Source organism: Streptomyces sp. NPDC047853 (assembly GCF_043204535.1).
GTDB lineage: Bacteria > Actinomycetota > Actinomycetes > Streptomycetales > Streptomycetaceae > Streptomyces.
Genome location: NZ_JBIDCI010000001.1, coordinates 137,216 through 156,767 on the forward strand (window position 1 = coordinate 137,216; position 19,552 = coordinate 156,767).

Genomic DNA, 19,552 nt, shown 5'->3' on the forward strand with positions numbered 1-19,552 from the left:
CACAGACTTACAACCCTGAGAGGGATTGACGCATAGTGCTCGACGTCAACTTCTTCGACGAGCTCCGGATCGGCCTGGCCACCGCTGACGACATCCGTCAGTGGAGCCACGGCGAGGTCAAGAAGCCCGAGACGATCAACTACCGCACGCTCAAGCCCGAGAAGGACGGACTCTTCTGCGAGAAGATCTTCGGTCCGACCCGGGACTGGGAGTGCTACTGCGGCAAGTACAAGCGCGTCCGCTTCAAGGGCATCATCTGTGAGCGCTGTGGCGTCGAGGTCACGCGCGCCAAGGTGCGCCGCGAGCGGATGGGCCACATCGAACTGGCCGCACCCGTCACCCACATCTGGTACTTCAAGGGCGTCCCGTCGCGCCTCGGCTACCTGCTCGACCTCGCCCCGAAGGACCTCGAGAAGGTCATCTACTTCGCGGCGTACATGATCACGTTCGTGGACGAGGAGCGTCGTACCCGCGACCTGCCGTCCCTGGAGGCGCACGTCTCCGTCGAGCGCCAGCAGATCGAGAACCGTCGCGACTCCGACCTGGAGGCCCGCGCCAAGAAGCTCGAGACGGACCTCGCCGAGCTGGAGGCCGAGGGCGCCAAGGCCGACGTGCGCCGCAAGGTGCGCGAGGGTGCCGAGCGCGAGATGAAGCAGCTGCGCGACCGTGCGCAGCGCGAGATCGACCGCCTCGACGAGGTGTGGAACCGGTTCAAGAACCTCAAGGTCCAGGACCTGGAGGGCGACGAGCTGCTCTACCGCGAGCTGCGTGACCGCTTCGGCACGTACTTCGACGGCTCCATGGGCGCCGCCGCGCTGCAGAAGCGCCTGGAGTCCTTCGACCTCGACGAGGAGGCCGAGCGCCTCCGCGAGATCATCCGCACCGGCAAGGGCCAGAAGAAGACCCGTGCGCTCAAGCGCCTCAAGGTCGTCTCCGCGTTCCTGCAGACCAGCAACAGCCCCAAGGGCATGGTGCTGGACTGCGTGCCGGTCATCCCGCCGGACCTGCGTCCGATGGTGCAGCTGGACGGTGGCCGCTTCGCGACCTCCGACCTGAACGACCTGTACCGCCGCGTGATCAACCGCAACAACCGCCTGAAGCGGCTTCTCGACCTCGGCGCGCCCGAGATCATCGTGAACAACGAGAAGCGCATGCTCCAGGAGGCCGTGGACGCCCTCTTCGACAACGGTCGTCGTGGTCGCCCGGTGACCGGTCCCGGCAACCGCCCGCTGAAGTCCCTGAGCGACATGCTCAAGGGCAAGCAGGGTCGTTTCCGTCAGAACCTGCTCGGCAAGCGAGTCGACTACTCGGCGCGTTCCGTCATCGTCGTCGGCCCGCAGCTGAAGCTGCACCAGTGCGGTCTGCCCAAGGCCATGGCGCTGGAGCTCTTCAAGCCGTTCGTGATGAAGCGCCTGGTCGACCTGAACCACGCGCAGAACATCAAGAGCGCCAAGCGCATGGTCGAGCGCGGCCGCACGGTCGTGTACGACGTGCTGGAAGAGGTCATCGCGGAGCACCCGGTTCTGCTGAACCGTGCGCCCACGCTGCACCGCCTCGGCATCCAGGCCTTCGAGCCGCAGCTGGTCGAGGGCAAGGCCATCCAGATCCACCCGCTCGTCTGCACCGCGTTCAACGCGGACTTCGACGGTGACCAGATGGCCGTCCACCTGCCGCTCTCCGCGGAGGCGCAGGCCGAGGCCCGCATCCTGATGCTGTCCTCGAACAACATCCTCAAGCCGGCCGACGGCCGTCCGGTGACGATGCCGACCCAGGACATGGTCCTCGGTCTGTTCTTCCTCACCACCGACGGCGAGGGCCGGGACCTCAAGGGCGAGGGCCGCGCGTTCGGTTCCGCCGCCGAGGCGATCATGGCGTTCGACGCGGGCGACCTGTCGCTCCAGTCGAAGGTCGACATCCGCTTCCCGGTGGGCACCATCCCGCCCCGCGGCTGGGAGCCCCCGGCCCGCGAGGAGGGTGAGCCGGAGTGGCAGCAGGGTGACACCTTCACCCTGAAGACCACGCTGGGCCGCGCGCTCTTCAACGAGCTGCTGCCCGAGGACTACCCCTTCGTCGACTACGAGGTCGGCAAGAAGCAGCTCTCCGAGATCGTCAACGACCTCGCCGAGCGGTACCCGAAGGTCATCGTGGCGGCGACGCTCGACAACCTGAAGGCCTCCGGCTTCTTCTGGGCGACCCGTTCCGGCGTCACCGTGGCCATCTCCGACGTCGTCGTTCCCGAGGCGAAGAAGGAGATCGTCAAGGGCTACGAGGCTCAGGACGAGAAGGTCCAGAAGCAGTACGAGCGCGGTCTGATCACCAAGGACGAGCGCACGCAGGAGCTCATCGCGATCTGGACCAAGGCGACCAACGAGGTCGCCGAGGCGATGAACGAGAACTTCCCGAAGACCAACCCGATCTTCATGATGGTGAACTCGGGCGCACGAGGCAACATGATGCAGATGCGTCAGATCGCCGGTATGCGTGGTCTCGTGTCGAACGCCAAGAACGAGACGATCCCGCGTCCGATCAAGGCCTCGTTCCGTGAGGGCCTGTCCGTGCTGGAGTACTTCATCTCCACGCACGGTGCCCGTAAGGGTCTGGCGGACACCGCTCTGCGTACCGCCGACTCGGGTTACCTCACCCGTCGTCTGGTCGACGTCTCCCAGGACGTCATCATTCGCGAGGAGGACTGCGGCACCGAGCGCGGCCTCAAGCTGCCGATCGCCACGCGCGACGCGGACGGCACGCTGCGCAAGGCCGAGGACGTCGAGACCAGCGTGTACGCCCGCATGCTCGCCGAGGACGTCGTCATCGACGGCAAGGTGATCGCGCCGGCCAACGTCGACCTCGGTGACGTCCTGATCGACGCCCTGGTCGCCAACGGTGTCGAGGAGGTCAAGACCCGTTCGATCCTGACCTGCGAGTCCCAGGTCGGCACCTGCGCTATGTGCTACGGCCGCTCCCTGGCCACCGGCAAGCTGGTCGACATCGGTGAGGCGGTCGGCATCATCGCCGCCCAGTCCATCGGTGAGCCCGGCACCCAGCTGACGATGCGTACCTTCCACACCGGTGGTGTGGCAGGTGACGACATCACGCAGGGTCTGCCGCGTGTCGTCGAGCTCTTCGAGGCCCGTACCCCGAAGGGTGTCGCCCCGATCTCCGAGGCCTCCGGCCGCGTCCGGATCGAGGAGACCGAGAAGACCAAGAAGCTCGTCGTCACCCCCGACGACGGCAGCGACGAGACGGCGTTCCCGATCTCGAAGCGTGCCCGTCTGCTGGTGGGCGAGGGCGACCACGTCGAGGTGGGCCAGAAGCTCACCGTGGGTGCCACCAACCCGCACGACGTGCTGCGCATCCTGGGTCAGCGTGCCGTCCAGGTCCACCTGGTCGGCGAGGTCCAGAAGGTCTACAACTCGCAGGGTGTGTCGATCCACGACAAGCACATCGAGATCATCATCCGGCAGATGCTGCGCCGCGTGACGATCATCGAGTCGGGCGACGCGGAACTGCTGCCCGGCGAGCTGGTCGAGCGCTCGAAGTTCGAGACCGAGAACCGTCGTGTGGTCCAGGAGGGCGGTCACCCGGCCTCCGGTCGTCCGCAGCTGATGGGTATCACCAAGGCCTCGCTGGCGACGGAATCCTGGCTGTCGGCCGCCTCCTTCCAGGAGACGACCCGAGTGCTGACGGACGCGGCGATCAACGCCAAGTCCGACAGCCTCATCGGCCTCAAGGAGAACGTCATCATCGGTAAGCTCATCCCGGCCGGTACGGGCCTGTCCCGCTACCGCAACATCCGGGTGGAGCCGACCGAGGAGGCCAAGGCCGCGATGTACTCGGCCGTCGGCTACGACGACATCGACTACTCGCCGTTCGGCACCGGCTCCGGCCAGGCCGTTCCGCTGGAGGACTACGACTACGGTCCGTACAACCAGTGAGCGGGTAACGCTTGAACGCCGAAGGGCGGTCACCCCGGGAGGGGTGGCCGCCCTTCGGCGTGTGCGGACGCGGTGGCTACGGCACGCCCAGCTCGAAGATGACGTAGTGCGCGTACCAGCCGGAGGCGAGCGCGGCCGTGGTGAAGAAGACCGCGAGGCTCGGGAGCCTCAGGCGGGCGAGGGCCGCGGCCGGCGCGAGGAGCAGGGGGAAGGCCGGCAGCAGGTAGCGCATGGTGTTGCCGAACATCTGCTGGGTGCCGAGGACCGTGATGATCGTGGCCAGCGTGTAGGCGACCAGGACCAGCGGGGGCTTCTTGCGCAGCATCAGGGCGATCAGGAAGGGCAGCGCCAGGACCAGCTGGAGGGAGAGCAGGTCCGGGGTGGAGAAGGCGAAGACGTAGTCGCCCTTGCCGACGGCGAGGTTGCGCAGCACGTCCAGGGTGTAGGCGCCGTAGTCGAAGAAGTGCGCCCAGCCCTCGCGCTGGAGCGTGAAGTACGCGGTGGCCTCGCCGGTGCGGTAGCCGACCCAGGCGATGTAGCCGAGCAGGCCGAGCGGCGCCACGACCATGGCGTACACCGGGCCCCGTACGCCGTGCTCGCGCCGGGAGGCCGGCCGGGCCAGGGTCACCAGGGCGGCCAGGCCCACGGCGCCTATGAGGACGGCGGACGTCGGCCGGTTCAGGCCCGCGGTGAAGGCCAGCAGCCCGGCCGTCACCCAGCGCCCGGTCATCACCGCGTAGCAGGCCCAGGCGGCGATGGCGACGAACAGGGACTCGGAGTACACGGCCCACTCGACGCCCGCGCCGGGCGCGACGGCCCACAGCCCGGCGGCGATCGTGCCCGCGCGGGCCCCGGCCACGAGGCGGACCACGGCGAAGATGCCCGCGGCCGCGACGAACGAGCAGACGACGGAGACGAGGATGCCGGCGCCGTACAGCCCGAGGCCGGTGACCTCCGAGACCATGCGGATCAGCGCCGGGTAGAGCGGGAAGAAGGCGACCGAGTTCTGCTGGACGGTGAACAGGCCGTCGCCGCCGAGCCGTACCAGGGAGGGGCTGTAGCCGTGCTCGGCGACCTGGAGGTACCACCAGCCGTCCCAGGTGGCCAGCACGTCCCACCAGTGGGCGCCCCCGCCGAAGCGCGGGTTCTTGCCCTCGTAGTCACCGGCGTACTCCAGCAGCGACGCGAAGACCGCGAGGCCGACGAGCTTGGTGACGCCGTACAGGGCCAGTGCGGGCAGGTAGGGGCGGGCGCGGTCGGGGAGGACGGGACGCCAGGTCCGCCAGGAGCGCTCCGGACGGTCCTCGGACTGCCCGTCCGGTGCGCCGGCGGGCCTGTCGGTCACCGTGTCGTCGGCAGCCGTGTCCATGGCTGTCATCCCCCTCGGTCCGTGCTCAAGCGTCAATTGCTGCCATAAGATCGCACAAGAGTCGCACATCTGTGCTCAGGATCAGGGTGAGGGGAGGCGCGGTGCCCGAGGAACGGGACGCGGAGCAGCACGGACCGGTCGTGCTGTCGGTCGTCATACCGATGTACAACGAAGAAGAAGTCCTCCCCGCGCTGGTCAGCCGACTGCGCCCGGTCCTGACGGAGCTGGGCGTCGCCCACGAGGTCGTGGCGGTCGACGACGGCAGCGGGGACCGTACGGCGGAGCTGCTCGCCGCCTTCCGGCTGGGCTGGCCGGAGCTGCGTGTGGTCGCGCTGCGGCGCAACTCCGGGCACCAGGCGGCCCTCACGGCCGGCCTGGACCGGGCCGTGGGCACCTACGTGGTCAGCCTCGACGCCGATCTCCAGGACCCGCCGGAGAAGATCCCCGACATGCTGGCGCTGGCCCGTGCCGAGGGCCTCGACATCGTCTACGGCGTCCGCGACGACCGCAGCAGCGACTCCGGGTTCAAGCGGTGGACGGCGGGCTGCTACTACCGGCTGATGCGGCGCCTCGCGGGTCCCTCGGTCCCGGCCCAGGCGGGGGACTTCCGGCTGCTCAGCCGGGCCGCCGTCGACGCCCTGAAGGCCCTGCCGGACCAGCAGCGGGTCTACCGGCTCCTGGTGCCCTGGCTGGGCTTCCCGAGCGGGCAGGTGACGTACGAGCGCGCTCCGCGTACGGCGGGGCGCACCAAGTACCCGCTGGGGAGGATGATCCGGCTCGGGGTCGACAGCGTCACCGGCTTCTCCGCCGCCCCGCTGCGCATCGCCACCTGGCTGGGCGCCGGCGCGTTCGTCGTCTGCCTGGGGCTGCTGGTCTACACCCTCACCGCCTTCGCGCTGGGCCGGACGGTGCCGGGCTGGACCTCCCTGTTCACCGGCATCGTGTTCATCGGCGGGGTGCAGCTGATCTGCGTCGGTCTGCTGGGCGAGTACGTGGGGCGCATCTACACGGCCGTGCAGAACCGGCCGACGTACTTCGTCCGGCACGACACGGCGGCGCCGACCGCGCCCTCGGCGGGGCCGGCGTCCCCGGTACCGGGGCAGGGCGCGGCCGGGGAGAACGGGGTGCGGGTGCCCGCCCCCAGGGCCTGAGGCGCCCGGCGCCGAACGGTACGTACCGGGACGGAAAGGGTGGCGCTGTCGGTCCAGCGCATTTGTTTTGACCGCAGCGAATGCGATAGGTACGCTCAGACCTTGTGCCTGGGGTGTGCCCTGGCTCCCGTGCGTGCCTTCCCACCGCGATGGGGGTCTTCACCGGCCACCGTGATCCGCGCTCCTTCCGCTTTGGCGGCAAGAGTCCGCGGCTCCGACACACCCGACCGCGTGGGTCGGAAAAGTTCCAGGTTAGCTTCACCATTCGGCACACAGAAACCGGAGAAGTAGTGCCTACGATCCAGCAGCTGGTCCGGAAGGGCCGGCAGGACAAGGTCGAGAAGAACAAGACGCCCGCACTCGAGGGTTCGCCCCAGCGTCGCGGCGTCTGCACGCGTGTGTTCACGACCACCCCGAAGAAGCCGAACTCGGCCCTGCGTAAGGTCGCGCGTGTGCGTCTGACCAGCGGGATCGAGGTCACCGCTTACATTCCGGGTGAGGGGCACAACCTGCAGGAGCACTCCATCGTGCTCGTGCGCGGCGGCCGTGTGAAGGACCTGCCGGGTGTTCGCTACAAGATCATCCGCGGTTCGCTTGACACCCAGGGTGTGAAGAACCGCAAGCAGGCCCGCAGCCGCTACGGCGCCAAGAAGGAGAAGTAAGAATGCCTCGTAAGGGCCCCGCCCCGAAGCGCCCGGTCATCATCGACCCGGTCTACGGTTCTCCTCTGGTGACCTCCCTGATCAACAAGGTGCTGCTGAACGGCAAGCGCTCCACCGCCGAGCGCATCGTCTACGGCGCCATGGAGGGCCTGCGCGAGAAGACCGGCAACGACCCGGTCATCACGCTGAAGCGCGCTCTCGAGAACATCAAGCCGACCCTCGAGGTCAAGTCCCGCCGTGTCGGTGGTGCGACCTACCAGGTCCCGATCGAGGTCAAGCCGGGCCGTGCGAACACGCTCGCCCTGCGCTGGCTGGTCGGTTACTCCCGCGCCCGTCGCGAGAAGACCATGACCGAGCGTCTGCTGAACGAGCTCCTCGACGCCTCCAACGGCCTGGGTGCCGCTGTGAAGAAGCGCGAGGACACGCACAAGATGGCCGAGTCCAACAAGGCCTTCGCGCACTACCGCTGGTAGTCGCTACCCACATCGAGACCGAGAGAAGACTGAAGCCTTATGGCTACCACTTCACTTGACCTGGCCAAGGTCCGCAACATCGGGATCATGGCCCACATCGACGCGGGCAAGACGACCACCACCGAGCGGATCCTGTTCTACACCGGTGTGTCGTACAAGATCGGTGAGGTCCACGACGGCGCCGCCACGATGGACTGGATGGAGCAGGAGCAGGAGCGTGGCATCACGATCACGTCTGCTGCGACCACCTGTCACTGGCCGCTCGAGGACAACGACTACACGATCAACATCATCGACACCCCGGGGCACGTCGACTTCACCGTCGAGGTGGAGCGTTCCCTGCGTGTGCTCGACGGTGCCGTGACCGTGTTCGACGGTGTCGCCGGTGTCGAGCCGCAGTCCGAGACGGTGTGGCGTCAGGCCGACCGCTACGGCGTGCCGCGCATCTGCTTCGTCAACAAGCTGGACCGCACCGGCGCCGAGTTCCACCGCTGCGTGGAGATGATCTCGGACCGCCTGGGCGCCCAGCCGCTCGTCATGCAGCTCCCGATCGGTGCCGAGGCCGACTTCAAGGGCGTCGTGGACCTGGTCCGCATGAAGGCGCTCGTGTGGTCCGCCGAGGCGGCCAAGGGCGAGATGTACGACACCGTCGACATCCCGGCCACGCACACCGAGGCCGCCGAGGAGTGGCGCGGCAAGCTGGTCGAGGCCGTCGCGGAGAACGACGAAGAGATCATGGAGATGTTCCTCGAGGGCCAGGAGCCCACCGAGGAGCAGCTGTACGCCGCGATCCGTCGTGTCACCATCGCGTCCGGCAAGTCCAGCGACACCACGGTCACCCCGGTGTTCTGCGGCACCGCGTTCAAGAACAAGGGCGTCCAGCCCCTGCTCGACGCGGTCGTGCGCTACCTGCCGACCCCGCTCGACGTCGAGGCCATCGAGGGCCACGACGTCAAGGACCCCGAGGTCGTCGTCAAGCGCAAGCCGTCCGAGGACGAGCCGCTGGCCGCGCTCGCGTTCAAGATCATGAGCGACCCGCACCTCGGCAAGCTCACCTTCGTCCGGGTCTACTCGGGCCGCCTGGAGTCCGGCACCGCGGTGCTGAACTCCGTCAAGGGCAAGAAGGAGCGCATCGGCAAGATCTACCGCATGCACGCCAACAAGCGTGAGGAGATCGAGTCGGTGGGCGCCGGCGACATCGTCGCCGTCATGGGCCTGAAGCAGACCACCACCGGTGAGACGCTGTCCGACGACAAGAACCCGGTGATCCTGGAGTCCATGGACTTCCCGGCGCCGGTCATCCAGGTCGCCATCGAGCCCAAGTCGAAGGGCGACCAGGAGAAGCTGGGCGTCGCGATCCAGCGCCTCGCCGAGGAGGACCCGTCGTTCCAGGTCCACTCGGACGAGGAGACGGGCCAGACCATCATCGGTGGTATGGGCGAGCTGCACCTCGAGGTGCTGGTCGACCGCATGCGCCGTGAGTTCAAGGTCGAGGCCAACGTCGGCAAGCCGCAGGTCGCGTACCGTGAGACGATCCGCAAGACCGTCGAGCGCGTGGACTACACCCACAAGAAGCAGACCGGTGGTACCGGTCAGTTCGCCAAGGTGCAGATCGCGATCGAGCCGATCGAGGGCGGCGACGCCTCGTACGAGTTCGTGAACAAGGTGACCGGTGGCCGCATCCCGAAGGAGTACATCCCTTCGGTGGACGCCGGTGCTCAGGAGGCCATGCAGTTCGGCATCCTGGCCGGCTACGAGATGACGGGCGTCCGCGTCACGCTCATCGACGGTGGCTACCACGAGGTCGACTCCTCCGAGCTCGCCTTCAAGATCGCCGGTTCGCAGGCCTTCAAGGAGGCCGCGCGCAAGGCTTCGCCCGTGCTCCTGGAGCCGATGATGGCCGTCGAGGTCACCACGCCCGAGGACTACATGGGTGAGGTCATCGGCGACATCAACTCCCGCCGTGGCCAGATCCAGGCCATGGAGGAGCGGATGGGTGCCCGCGTCGTGAAGGGCCTCGTGCCCCTCTCGGAGATGTTCGGCTACGTCGGCGACCTCCGCAGCAAGACGTCGGGTCGCGCAAGCTACTCGATGCAGTTCGACTCCTACGCCGAGGTTCCCCGGAACGTCGCCGAGGAGATCATCGCGAAGGCCAAGGGCGAGTAACGGGCTACTCCGTTCAACGGACCCCGTTCACACGCTTTAGGCTTGACCCCGGAGCCTGCAAGGGTCATTCCGTCGCCAACCCGACGGAATGACCCGGGTCCGGGTTTCCCAGCAAAGATCACCTGGCGCCGATGAGTAAGGCGTACCAGAACCACTCTCAGGAGGACCCCCGTGGCGAAGGCGAAGTTCGAGCGGACTAAGCCGCACGTCAACATCGGCACCATCGGTCACATCGACCACGGTAAGACGACCCTCACGGCCGCCATTACCAAGGTGCTGCACGACGCGTACCCGGACCTGAACGAGGCCTCGGCCTTCGACCAGATCGACAAGGCTCCCGAGGAGCGCCAGCGCGGTATCACCATCTCCATCGCGCACGTCGAGTACCAGACGGAGACCCGTCACTACGCCCACGTCGACTGCCCCGGTCACGCGGACTACATCAAGAACATGATCACGGGTGCGGCGCAGATGGACGGCGCCATCCTCGTGGTCGCCGCCACCGACGGCCCGATGCCGCAGACCAAGGAGCACGTGCTCCTGGCCCGCCAGGTCGGCGTTCCGTACATCGTCGTCGCCCTGAACAAGGCCGACATGGTGGACGACGAGGAGATCCTGGAGCTCGTCGAGCTCGAGGTGCGCGAGCTCCTCTCCGAGTACGAGTTCCCGGGCGACGAGCTTCCGGTCGTCAAGGTCTCCGCTCTGAAGGCCCTCGAGGGCGACAAGGAGTGGGGCAACTCGGTCCTCGAGCTCATGAAGGCCGTGGACGAGTCCATCCCGGAGCCCGAGCGCGACGTCGACAAGCCGTTCCTGATGCCGATCGAGGACGTCTTCACCATCACCGGTCGCGGTACGGTCGTCACCGGCCGCATCGAGCGTGGTGTCCTCAAGGTCAACGAGACCGTCGACATCATCGGCATCAAGACCGAGAAGACCACCACCACGGTCACCGGCATCGAGATGTTCCGCAAGCTGCTCGACGAGGGCCAGGCCGGTGAGAACGTCGGTCTGCTCCTCCGTGGCATCAAGCGCGAGGACGTCGAGCGCGGCCAGGTCATCATCAAGCCGGGCTCGGTCACCCCGCACACCGAGTTCGAGGCCCAGGCCTACATCCTGTCGAAGGACGAGGGTGGCCGTCACACCCCCTTCTTCAACAACTACCGTCCGCAGTTCTACTTCCGTACGACGGACGTGACCGGCGTCGTGACCCTCCCCGAGGGCACCGAGATGGTCATGCCGGGTGACAACACCGAGATGAAGGTGGAGCTCATCCAGCCCGTCGCCATGGAAGAGGGCCTGAAGTTCGCCATCCGCGAGGGTGGCCGGACCGTGGGCGCCGGCCAGGTCACCAAGATCAACAAGTAAGCTCCGCTTGCTTGTCCGGTCTCTGACCTGACATGGGCTGATGCCTGAGAGAGGGCCCGCACGACTTCGGTCGTGCGGGCCCTTTCGCATGGGCGGTGGGCGTGGCGATGGGGGCGGGGGCGCTGGGCGTGGACGTCAAGCCGGGTCCCGGCCCTTCACCCGATCGGCGGCATTGCTGGCATATGTGGCTGGCAAGCCCCGTCCCTCTTCTACGTTCGGTGCATGGTCAGTTCATCCCACGAGGCGCTGCACCGGATCTTCCAGGAGGATCCGGCGCTCTTCGCCCGGGCCGTCCGGGCCCTCGGCGTCACCTTCGCCGAACCGGTCTCCGCGGTACCGCTCACGACCGACCTCACCGAGAACCGCCCGGTGGAGCGACGTGTGGACACGCTGCTGCGCATGGAGACGAGCGACAACGGCAGCTTTCTGCTCGCCGTCGAGTCCCAGGGCAGACAGGACCCCGACAAGCACGCGAGCTGGGCCTACTATCTGGCGCACCTCTACGCCAAGTACGGGTTGCCGCCGGTCCTGCTGGTCGTCTGCGCCGATCGACGCACCGCCTCCTGGGCCGCCCGGCAGGTGGACCTCGGGCCCCCGCAGTGGCCTTCGCTCACCGTGCGCCCGTTGGTCCTCGGGCCCGACCACGTGCCCGTGATCGACAGCCCCGACGAAGCGGCGCGCGACATCCCGCTGACCGTGCTCTCCGCGGCGCTGCACCGCCGGGATCCGGGCGCCGATGCGATACTGAAGGCGCTGGCCTCGGCGTTGAAAGGCCTGTCGGCCGAGGACGAGAGCACGGCAAGCATCTACATCGAACTCACGGAACAAGGACTCGGCAAGACGCCGGCCGCAGACTTCTGGAGGCAGATCATGGCCGCCGACCTTTCCTTCTTCCAGTCGGAGACCGCGCAGAGCCTGCGGGCTGAGGGGCGGGCTGAGGGGCGGGCTGAGGGGCGTGCGGAGGACATTCTGCTGTTGTTGGAGCGGCGGGGTGTTGCGGTGTCGGGTGGTGAGCGGGAGCGCATCGTGGGGTGTGCGGATCTTGAGGTGCTGGGGGTCTGGTTCTCGCGGGCGATCACGGCTGGGTCGGTGGCGGAGGTGTTCGGGCCCGCGGAGGGGGAGTGAGCCGCTTGGCCGCCGACCTTTCCTTCTTCCAGTCGGAGACCGCGCAGAGCCTGCGGGCTGAGGGGCGGGCTGAGGGGCGCGCGGAGGACATTCTGCTGTTGTTGGAGCGGCGGGGTGTTGCGGTGTCGGGTGGTGAGCGGGAGCGCATCGTGGGGTGCGCGGATCTTGAGGTGCTGGGGGTCTGGTTCTCGCGGGCGATCACGGCTGGGTCGGTGGCGGAGGTGTTCGGGCCCGCGGAGGGGTGAGGCGGGACGCCGTGGTGGTCACGGGCGGGTGCCCGCGAGGTGGACCGCGGTACGTCGCAGGGCCAGGGCCGAGGGGATGACCGAGGCGAGCACCGCGAGCACCGCGCAGGCGCCGACGGCCGTGCCGAGGGCCGTCCACGGGACCGCCGGCGTGGGACGTACCGCCAGCAGGCCCAGCGCCACCCACATCCCGGCCAGGTTGAGCCCGGCGACGAGCAGCCCGAGGACCGCGCCGACCGCGACGACCACCAGCGACTCGGCCCCCACCAGGCGCAGTACCTGTCCCCGCGTGGCCCCGGTCAGCCGCAGCGCCGTCAGGTCGCGGACCCGGTCGGAGGTGGCCATCACCATCGTGTTGACCAGCGAGATGCCGGTGTAGAGCAGGGCGATGCCGAGGACCAGCAGCAGACCGAGCCGGGTCGGGCGGTTGGTCTCCGGGTAGGTGGCCGCGACCCACTCGTCCGTGTCGTACACCCGCCCGCCGGCCGAGCGCACCGCCTCGCGCAGCCCGGCGGCCACCGCCCCGCTGTCGGCGCCGTCGGCCAGGGCCACGTCCACCCGGTCGACGAGGGCGCCGGGGGCGTTGGCGGGCGTGACCCAGACGCCGTTGCCGCCGGTGCCGGTGTGCATCACGGCGGCGATGCGCAGGGTCTTCTCGGTGCCGTTCCCCAGCCACACCCGCACGCTTTCGCCCACGGAGTGCCGTTCCCACTCCTCGTTGACGATGAGGGAGCCGTCGTCGAGGTCGGCCGGGTTCCCCGCGGCGAGCGGCAGCCGGGTGGTCGCGGCGAGGGCCGCGGGCCCCCCGACGGCGCGCGCCTCGGACCGGACGAGCGCGACGCCCTCCTCCAGGACGTGGACCGCCCCCGACGAGGTCGGCGAGACGGTGACCCCGGGCACGGCGCGCAGCCGCCGCACGGTCCGTTCGTCGAAGCCCGTGCCGTCCGGCGCGGTGACCACGAAGGCGGCGGCGGTCCGCTCGCGCGTCTCGGTGGCCTTCGCCTCGTTCAGCGTCGCGGTGGCGCCGAGCAGGGAGCCCGCGAGAGCGACCGTCACCAGTACGGGTGCCGCCACGGCCGCCGTGCGGCGCACACCGGCGGCCGCGTTCTCGCGGACCAGCATGCCCGTGGCGCCCGGCAGGCGGGCGGGCAGCCATGCCAGGAGCCGGGCCAGCGGACGCACCACGACCGGCGCGAGCAGCGCCGCCGCGGTGATCAGCAGCATCGGGCGGACGAGGTACGTCTTGCGGTGCAGCAGGTCGCCGGGGTCGTCCACCAGGGCGATGCCGAGCGTCACCAGGGCCGTCAGCAGCAGCGCGAGGCCGCACAGCCACCGGCCCCGGGTCATCGCCCCGGCGTCCACGGCGGCCTCGCGCAGCGCCTCGGTGGGGCCGGTCCGGCCCGCCCGCCAGGACGCCGCGACCACTCCGCACAGGGCGACGAGGAGTCCCGTCCAGAAGGCCATGTGGAACGGCCAGGTGTGGTCGCCGAGGGTGAACCAGGCCGGCGCCAGGCCGGCGTCGACCACCCACGCGACGAGCAGCGGCGCGCCGTACCCGCCGAGTGCGCACCCCGCGGCCGAGGCCGGTACGCCGACCAGCAGGGCCTCGGCGAACACCGTCCGCCGGATCTGGCCCGGCGTCGCGCCCGCCGTGCGCAGCAGCCCGAACTCGCGCCGGCGCTGGGCGACCGTGAAGGCGAACGTGGACGCCACGACGAACACCGAGACGAACGCGGTGACGCCGCCGGCCGTGCCGAACAGGGCGTTCATCGCGGTCAGTGCCTCGCCGTCCCGGCCGGGGTCGGCGTCGGCGTACCGGCGGTCGTCCCCGGTGAGCACCCGGACACCGGCGCTGCCCCGCACCGCGTCCCGTACGGCGGACGGGTCCGCGTCCACCACGAGCTGGAGGCTGACGGGGGACAGCCGGGCGGCACGCGGGTCGGTGAAGAAGACGGCGTCCTCGAACCCGAGGTCGGGGACGGTGCCCACGACCCGCACGGTGCCGCGGTCGGTCCGGACGCGGTCGCCCGGCGCCGCCCAGCCGCCGGTGACGACGACCTCGTCGGCCGTGCGGGGCGCGCGGCCCGCGTCGATCGCGTACGGAGCGAACGGGGCCGTGGACCACGGGTGGCCCACCAGGGAGCGGGGCCCGCCGTCGGCCCGTACCGGGAAGGAGCGGTCCTCGACGACGGTGCCGAGCCGCTCCAGCCGGGCCACGGCCGGAGCCGGCACGGCACGGGGCTGCGTGAGCGCCGCCGTACGGTCGCCGATCGGCGTGGACACCGTCAGGGTGTCCTGGCCCCGGACCACGACCGGCGCGGCGGCGAACCGTTCCGGGGCGCGGTCGGGGGCGTCCGACGAGGAGGCCAGGACCAGTCCCATGACGGTGAGCAGGGCGACGCCCAGCGACAGCGCGACGAAGCTGCCGGTGAAGGCGGCCCAGCGGAAGCGCAGGGTGCGCAGGGCCACGGTCAGCACGGGGTGGCCTCCGGCCGGGGGGTGGGGTGGGCGATGCGGTGGGCGCCGGTTGCGGTGGTGCGGGGGGCGCGGGGAGGTGACGTGCGGCCGAGGCGGCGGGTGTGGGGGGCGGGGGTCAGCACGGGGTGGCCTCCAGGCGGGTCATGCGGGTGGCGATGGCGTCGGCGCCCGCCGCGGTCAGCTCGCCGTGGACCCGGCCGTCGACCAGGAAGACCACGCGGTCGGCGTAGGAGGCCGCGACCGGGTCGTGGGTGACCATGACGACCGTCCGGCCCGCGTCGTCGACCATGCCGCGCAGCAGCGCCAGCACCTCACGCCCGGTCCGTGTGTCCAGGGCACCGGTCGGCTCGTCGCCGAAGAGGATCTCGGGGCGGGTGATCAACGCGCGGGCCAGCGCGACGCGCTGCTGCTGGCCGCCGGACAGCTCCGCGGGCCGGTGCCGGGCCCGGTCGGCGAGGCCGACCCGGGCGAGGACCTCGCGCACCCGGGCCCGGGAGGGGCGGCGGCCGGCCAGGCGCAGGGGGAGCGCGACGTTCTGCGCGGCGGTCAGCGACGGCAGCAGGTTGAACGCCTGGAACACGAACCCGATGCGCTCACGGCGCAGCAGAGTCAGCCGCCGCTCGCTCAGCCCGGTCAGGTCGGTGCCGCCGACGACCACCGCACCCGACGTGGGCCGGTCCAGACCGGCGGCACACTGGAGGAGGGACGACTTGCCCGAGCCCGAGGGGCCCATCACGGCGGTGAACGTGCCCCGGGGGAAGGCGAGGGAGACCTCGTCGAGGGCCGTGACGCCGCTGTCGCCCGACCCGTACCGTCTGCTCACGGAGCACAGCCGGACCGCGTCCACCGCGTCCACCGCGTCGAGCGCACGGGCAGGGTTCGCGCCGACCGCACGGTCATGGCCCGCGTCGAACGCCCGGGCCGTGTTCCTGTTCATCTGTCCCCAATCGTCGGCTTCTCGGCTGGTGACTCCACGAAACCGTCCGCGAGCACCCCGGCGCAGTGCGGCAGGGGCGAGAAAGGGGGTAGGGCCGGCCATACCCCCAGGACGCCCCCTGGACCGATGGCCCGGTCGTGCGCGGGCGACCTACGGTGATCCGCATGCACCCTCGCAACGTGTGGCAGGCCATGTCCGGCCCGGGCCCCGGCTTCCTGCTGTCGGCCTGGCCGTGGCGTGCGGTCGCCTACCTGGCGACCGGGGCGGTGGCCGGTGCCGTGACCCTGGTGGGGGCCGTGACCGCCGTCGCCGTCGGCGGTGTCCTCGCCCTCGTCGTGGTGGGTCTGCCGCTGCTGGTCCTCATCGCCCTCGCGGGCATACCCGTCGCCCACCTGGAGCGCCACCGTCTGCGTCTCGTCGACCGCGACCCCGTACCCGGCCGCCACCGGCAGCCGGCCGCCGCGGGGCTGTGGGCCTGGCTGACCACCCGGCTGCGGGAGCCGGCGACCTGGCGGGAGCTCGGGTACGCGCTGCTGTTCGCCTTCCTGCTCTGGCCGGTGGACGCCCTCGTCCTCGCCGCCGCCCTGGTCCTGCCGCTCTCCACGGTCGCCACGCCGCTGCTGATGGCCACCGTGGGCGACGGCGAGGAGGCGAAGGTCCTCAAGCAGTGGACGGTGACCACCTGGCCGACCGCGTTCGGCGTGGCGCTGCTCGGGCTGCTGCTCCTCGCCGCCGGGGCCTACGCGCTGGGGCTCGCGGCGGGCGCGCGGGCCGAGCTGGCCCGCGTCCTCGTGGGCACCCCGCGCGGCGGTGACCCGGACGACCGGGTCGTCGAACTGACCCGCTCCCGCGTGCGGTTGGTGGACGCCTTCGAGGCCGAGCGCCGCCGGATCGAGCGCGACCTGCACGACGGCGCCCAGCAGCGCCTGGTCGCCCTGACGATGGCCCTCGGTCTGGCCCGCCTGGACGCGCCGCCCGGCCCGCTCGCCGACCAGCTGGCCAAGGCCCACGGGGAGGCGGGGAAGGCGCTCGGGGAACTGCGGGAGCTGATCCACGGCATCCACCCCAAGGTGCTCGCCGACTACGGTCTGGCGGCGGCCGTCGAGGACGCGGCCGACCGGTCCGCCGTCCCCGTGGACGTGCGCCTGGAACTGCCCGGCCGGCTGCCCCAGGCCGTGGAGGCCGCCGCCTACTTCGTGGTCTGCGAGGCCCTCGCCAACGTCGCCCGGCACAGTGGTGCCGATCGGGCGGAGGTGACCGGCGGGCACCGCGACGGACGGCTGTTCCTGGCGGTCCGCGACGACGGCCGGGGCGGCGCGGAGGCCGGGGCGGGCAGCGGACTGACCGGGCTCGCCGACCGGGTGTCCGTACTGGATGGCAGACTCGCCCTGTCCAGTCCGCCGGGCGGACCGACCCTGTTGCGTGTGGAGATCCCGTGCGAGTGGACCGAACGCTTCGCGTAGTGCTGGCCGAGGACAGCGTGCTGCTGCGGGACGGCCTGGTCGGCCTGCTCGGCCGCTGTGGGCACGAGGTGGTGGCGGCCGTCGGCGACGCGGAGGCACTCGTCGCGGCGGTGGAGGAGCACACCCCGGACATCGTCGTGACGGACGTCCGGATGCCGCCCGCCTTCCAGGACGAGGGCCTGCACGCGGCGGTGCGGCTGCGCGAGAAGCGCCCCACCCTGCCCGTCCTCGTCCTGAGCCAGTACGTGCAACGGGCCTACGCCGCCGAACTGCTCGACTCCGGCGACGGCACGGGCGTGGGCTACCTGCTGAAGGACCGCGTCGGCCAGGTCGAGGAGTTCGTCGACGCGCTGACCGAGGTCGCGGCCGGCGGCACGGTCGTCGATCCCGAGGTGGTCCGCCAGTTGCTGCGCCGCCGCCGGGACCCTCTGGAGCGGCTCAGCCCGCGCGAGCGGGAGGTGCTGGCCCTGATCGCCGAGGGCAGGTCCAACGGGGCCATCGCCCGCGAACTCGTCGTCTCCGAGGCGGCCGTCGGCAAGCACGTCGGCAGCATCCTCACCAAGCTCGACCTGCCCCCGGCGGACGGGACGCACCGCAGGGTGCTGGCGGTGCTGGCGTTCCTGCGGGGCTGAACCGGTGGGCGCGCGCCGCCGCCCCGCGCCCGAGGCGCAGGACGGACGCGACCGGGCCCGGGCGCTCTCCCACTGCGCACCCGGGCCCGTCCCCGACATCCCCGGGTCGTCGCCCGGGGACCGTCCCCCGTGGGTTCCTCAGCCGCTCACACCCGCTGCCACAGCGCCGGTACGTTCGACGGCTCCCAGCCCCGCTGGGCCTGGTGGCCCTGGAGGCAGCGGTAGGTGGCGCCGCCGTACGTCACCGTGTCGCCCGGCTGGTAGACGGTGCCGGCCGCCCAGGTGCCGCCGGGCTCCTCGGGCTCGCCCGGGTCCTCGCCGCCGCCACCGGTCGTCTTCAGGGTGAGGCCGTAGTTCTGGAGCAGCGGGTTGATCGGCTGGAAGTACGTCGTCCCGCCGCTGCGGCAGTCGCCCGAGCCGCCCGAGGTGACGCCCTGCGCCTGGCTGCCGGAGATGTAGGAGCCGCCCGAGTCGCCGGGCTCGGCGCACACCGTGGTGCGGGTGACGCCCGTGATGGTGCCCTCCGGGTAGGTGACGCTGGTGTTGTGCTGCTGGACGGTGCCGCAGTGCCAGCCGGTGGTGGAGCCGGAGCGGCACACGGACGCGCCGACCGGGGCCTGGGTCGACCCGGCGACCTGCACGTTCTGCCCGCCCGCGCCGCTGACGTACGGGGTGGCCGTCCACTGGGAGTTGGTGGCCACCCACGCCATGTCGCGGCCCGGGAAGACCGAGCCCTGGAAGGTGCCCTGGGCCACCCGGTTGGCGCCGCTGGTGCTCGCGCCCGCCCGTCCGCAGTGACCCGCGGTGGCGTAGCCCTGCTGGGTGCCCTTGGTGACCGGGAAGCCGATCGAGCAGCGTCCGCTGTTGTTGATGTAGTACGCCTCGCCGCCGCGCAGGTCGTACAGCGGGCGGGGCCGCTCGGCCGACTTCTCGACGCGGACGGGCCCGGCGTCGACCCCGGCCGCGTCGAGCAGGGCGCGGGCCGCGGCGGGGTGCGGGGCCCGCACGGTGACCGTGTTGGCGCGTACGTCGACGTACCGCACGGGCGCGGCGGCGCTGTCCCGGGCGGCGACGGCACGGTCGACACGGGCCTTGGCCGCGTCCAGGTCGGCGAGCGAGTGCCGTACGACCTCCGCCACCGCGCCCTCGGCCTCGATCGCCGCCACGTCGCCCGCGTCCGTGGTCGCCACGGTCAGCGTGCCGGACTCGGCGCCGCGCACCCACGCGCCCGCGAAGTCGGCGCCGAGCGCGGCCCGGAGCCGTCCCGCGGTGGCGCCCGCGTCCGCCTCGTTGGCGAGCCGGAGCACCGCCTGCCGCCGGTCGAGGCCGAGGTCGCGTTCCATGGCCCGGAGCAGCGCGGGCGGTGCGGTGTCGGTGCGCAGGGACTCGGCCGCGGTGGGCGCCGCGTCGGCGGGGGCCGTCCCGGCGCTCGCGGAGCCGCTGAGCCCGGCCACGAGCAGGGCGGCCGTCGCGGCGACGGCGGCGCCCACGGCTCTGGTGTGTCGGTGGGGCATGGGGGATCTCCTCGGTCTCGGTGGGGAGGTCCCGAAA

Annotated in this window: 14 protein-coding genes; 10 read left to right on the plus strand and 4 right to left on the minus strand. The window is 70.8% G+C overall.

What is annotated here, in order from left to right; translation table 11 throughout:
* The first annotated feature begins 35 nt into the window (after window positions 1-35).
* Entirely contained in the window at window positions 36-3,935 is a 3,900-nt protein-coding gene (locus ACGF5T_RS00675; RefSeq protein WP_053135573.1) for a DNA-directed RNA polymerase subunit beta', read from the plus strand.
* 76 nt (window positions 3,936-4,011) lie between these two features.
* On the opposite strand, the gene ACGF5T_RS00680 is transcribed toward ACGF5T_RS00675, so the two are convergent.
* Complete coding sequence (locus tag ACGF5T_RS00680; RefSeq protein WP_356601720.1) at window positions 4,012-5,304, minus strand: hypothetical protein; 1,293 nt, start codon at window positions 5,302-5,304, stop codon at window positions 4,012-4,014.
* 101 nt (window positions 5,305-5,405) lie between these two features.
* Between ACGF5T_RS00680 and ACGF5T_RS00685 the strand changes: the two genes are divergently transcribed.
* From ACGF5T_RS00685 to ACGF5T_RS00715, 7 genes are all read left to right on the plus strand, one after another.
* Window positions 5,406-6,455 carry a glycosyltransferase family 2 protein gene (locus ACGF5T_RS00685; RefSeq protein WP_356601722.1) on the plus strand — a complete coding sequence of 350 codons (1,050 nt, stop codon included), beginning with the start codon at window positions 5,406-5,408 and terminating at the stop codon, window positions 6,453-6,455.
* A 290-nt stretch (window positions 6,456-6,745) separates the two neighbouring features.
* On the plus strand, window positions 6,746-7,117 hold the full coding sequence (rpsL, locus tag ACGF5T_RS00690) for a 30S ribosomal protein S12 (RefSeq protein ID WP_003948652.1): 372 nt from the start codon (window positions 6,746-6,748) through the stop codon (window positions 7,115-7,117).
* Window positions 7,118-7,119: 2 nt separating this feature from the next.
* Window positions 7,120-7,590, plus strand: coding sequence for a 30S ribosomal protein S7 (gene rpsG / locus ACGF5T_RS00695; RefSeq protein WP_003974303.1), 471 nt, complete (start codon window positions 7,120-7,122; stop codon window positions 7,588-7,590).
* Between the two features lie 39 nt (window positions 7,591-7,629).
* The gene (gene fusA, locus ACGF5T_RS00700) at window positions 7,630-9,756 is read left to right on the plus strand and encodes an elongation factor G (protein WP_356601724.1); all 2,127 of its coding nucleotides are present in this window, start codon (window positions 7,630-7,632) and stop codon (window positions 9,754-9,756) included.
* A 171-nt stretch (window positions 9,757-9,927) separates the two neighbouring features.
* Complete coding sequence (tuf, locus tag ACGF5T_RS00705) at window positions 9,928-11,121, plus strand: elongation factor Tu (RefSeq protein ID WP_053135585.1); 1,194 nt, start codon at window positions 9,928-9,930, stop codon at window positions 11,119-11,121.
* Between the two features lie 222 nt (window positions 11,122-11,343).
* Window positions 11,344-12,246, plus strand: a complete 903-nt coding sequence (locus ACGF5T_RS00710; RefSeq protein ID WP_366767177.1) for a hypothetical protein — start codon at window positions 11,344-11,346, stop codon at window positions 12,244-12,246.
* 5 nt (window positions 12,247-12,251) lie between these two features.
* Window positions 12,252-12,491, plus strand: coding sequence for a hypothetical protein (locus tag ACGF5T_RS00715; RefSeq protein ID WP_366767178.1), 240 nt, complete (start codon window positions 12,252-12,254; stop codon window positions 12,489-12,491).
* An 18-nt stretch (window positions 12,492-12,509) separates the two neighbouring features.
* Here the strand turns inward: ACGF5T_RS00715 and ACGF5T_RS00720 are convergent, their stop codons facing one another.
* On the minus strand, window positions 12,510-14,969 hold the full coding sequence (locus ACGF5T_RS00720) for an ABC transporter permease (protein ID WP_366767179.1): 2,460 nt from the start codon (window positions 14,967-14,969) through the stop codon (window positions 12,510-12,512).
* Window positions 14,970-15,084: 115 nt separating this feature from the next.
* Window positions 15,085-15,906, minus strand: a complete 822-nt coding sequence (locus tag ACGF5T_RS00725; protein ID WP_392886437.1) for an ABC transporter ATP-binding protein — start codon at window positions 15,904-15,906, stop codon at window positions 15,085-15,087.
* A gap of 164 nt (window positions 15,907-16,070) precedes the next feature.
* On the opposite strand from ACGF5T_RS00725, the gene ACGF5T_RS00730 reads away from it, so the two are divergent.
* Both ACGF5T_RS00730 and ACGF5T_RS00735 read left to right on the plus strand, forming a co-directional pair.
* On the plus strand, window positions 16,071-17,369 hold the full coding sequence (locus tag ACGF5T_RS00730; RefSeq protein ID WP_366767180.1) for a sensor domain-containing protein: 1,299 nt from the start codon (window positions 16,071-16,073) through the stop codon (window positions 17,367-17,369).
* Complete coding sequence (locus tag ACGF5T_RS00735) at window positions 17,369-18,001, plus strand: response regulator transcription factor (protein ID WP_366767234.1); 633 nt, start codon at window positions 17,369-17,371, stop codon at window positions 17,999-18,001. The genes ACGF5T_RS00730 and ACGF5T_RS00735 overlap by 1 nt, the downstream gene beginning before the upstream one ends.
* Window positions 18,002-18,147: 146 nt before the next feature.
* Here ACGF5T_RS00735 and ACGF5T_RS00740 read toward each other — a convergent pair whose 3' ends face one another.
* Window positions 18,148-19,515 (minus strand): carbohydrate-binding protein, encoded by a 1,368-nt coding sequence (locus tag ACGF5T_RS00740; RefSeq protein ID WP_361012805.1) that lies wholly within the window; start codon window positions 19,513-19,515, stop codon window positions 18,148-18,150.
* Between the last annotated feature and the right edge of the window lie 37 nt (window positions 19,516-19,552).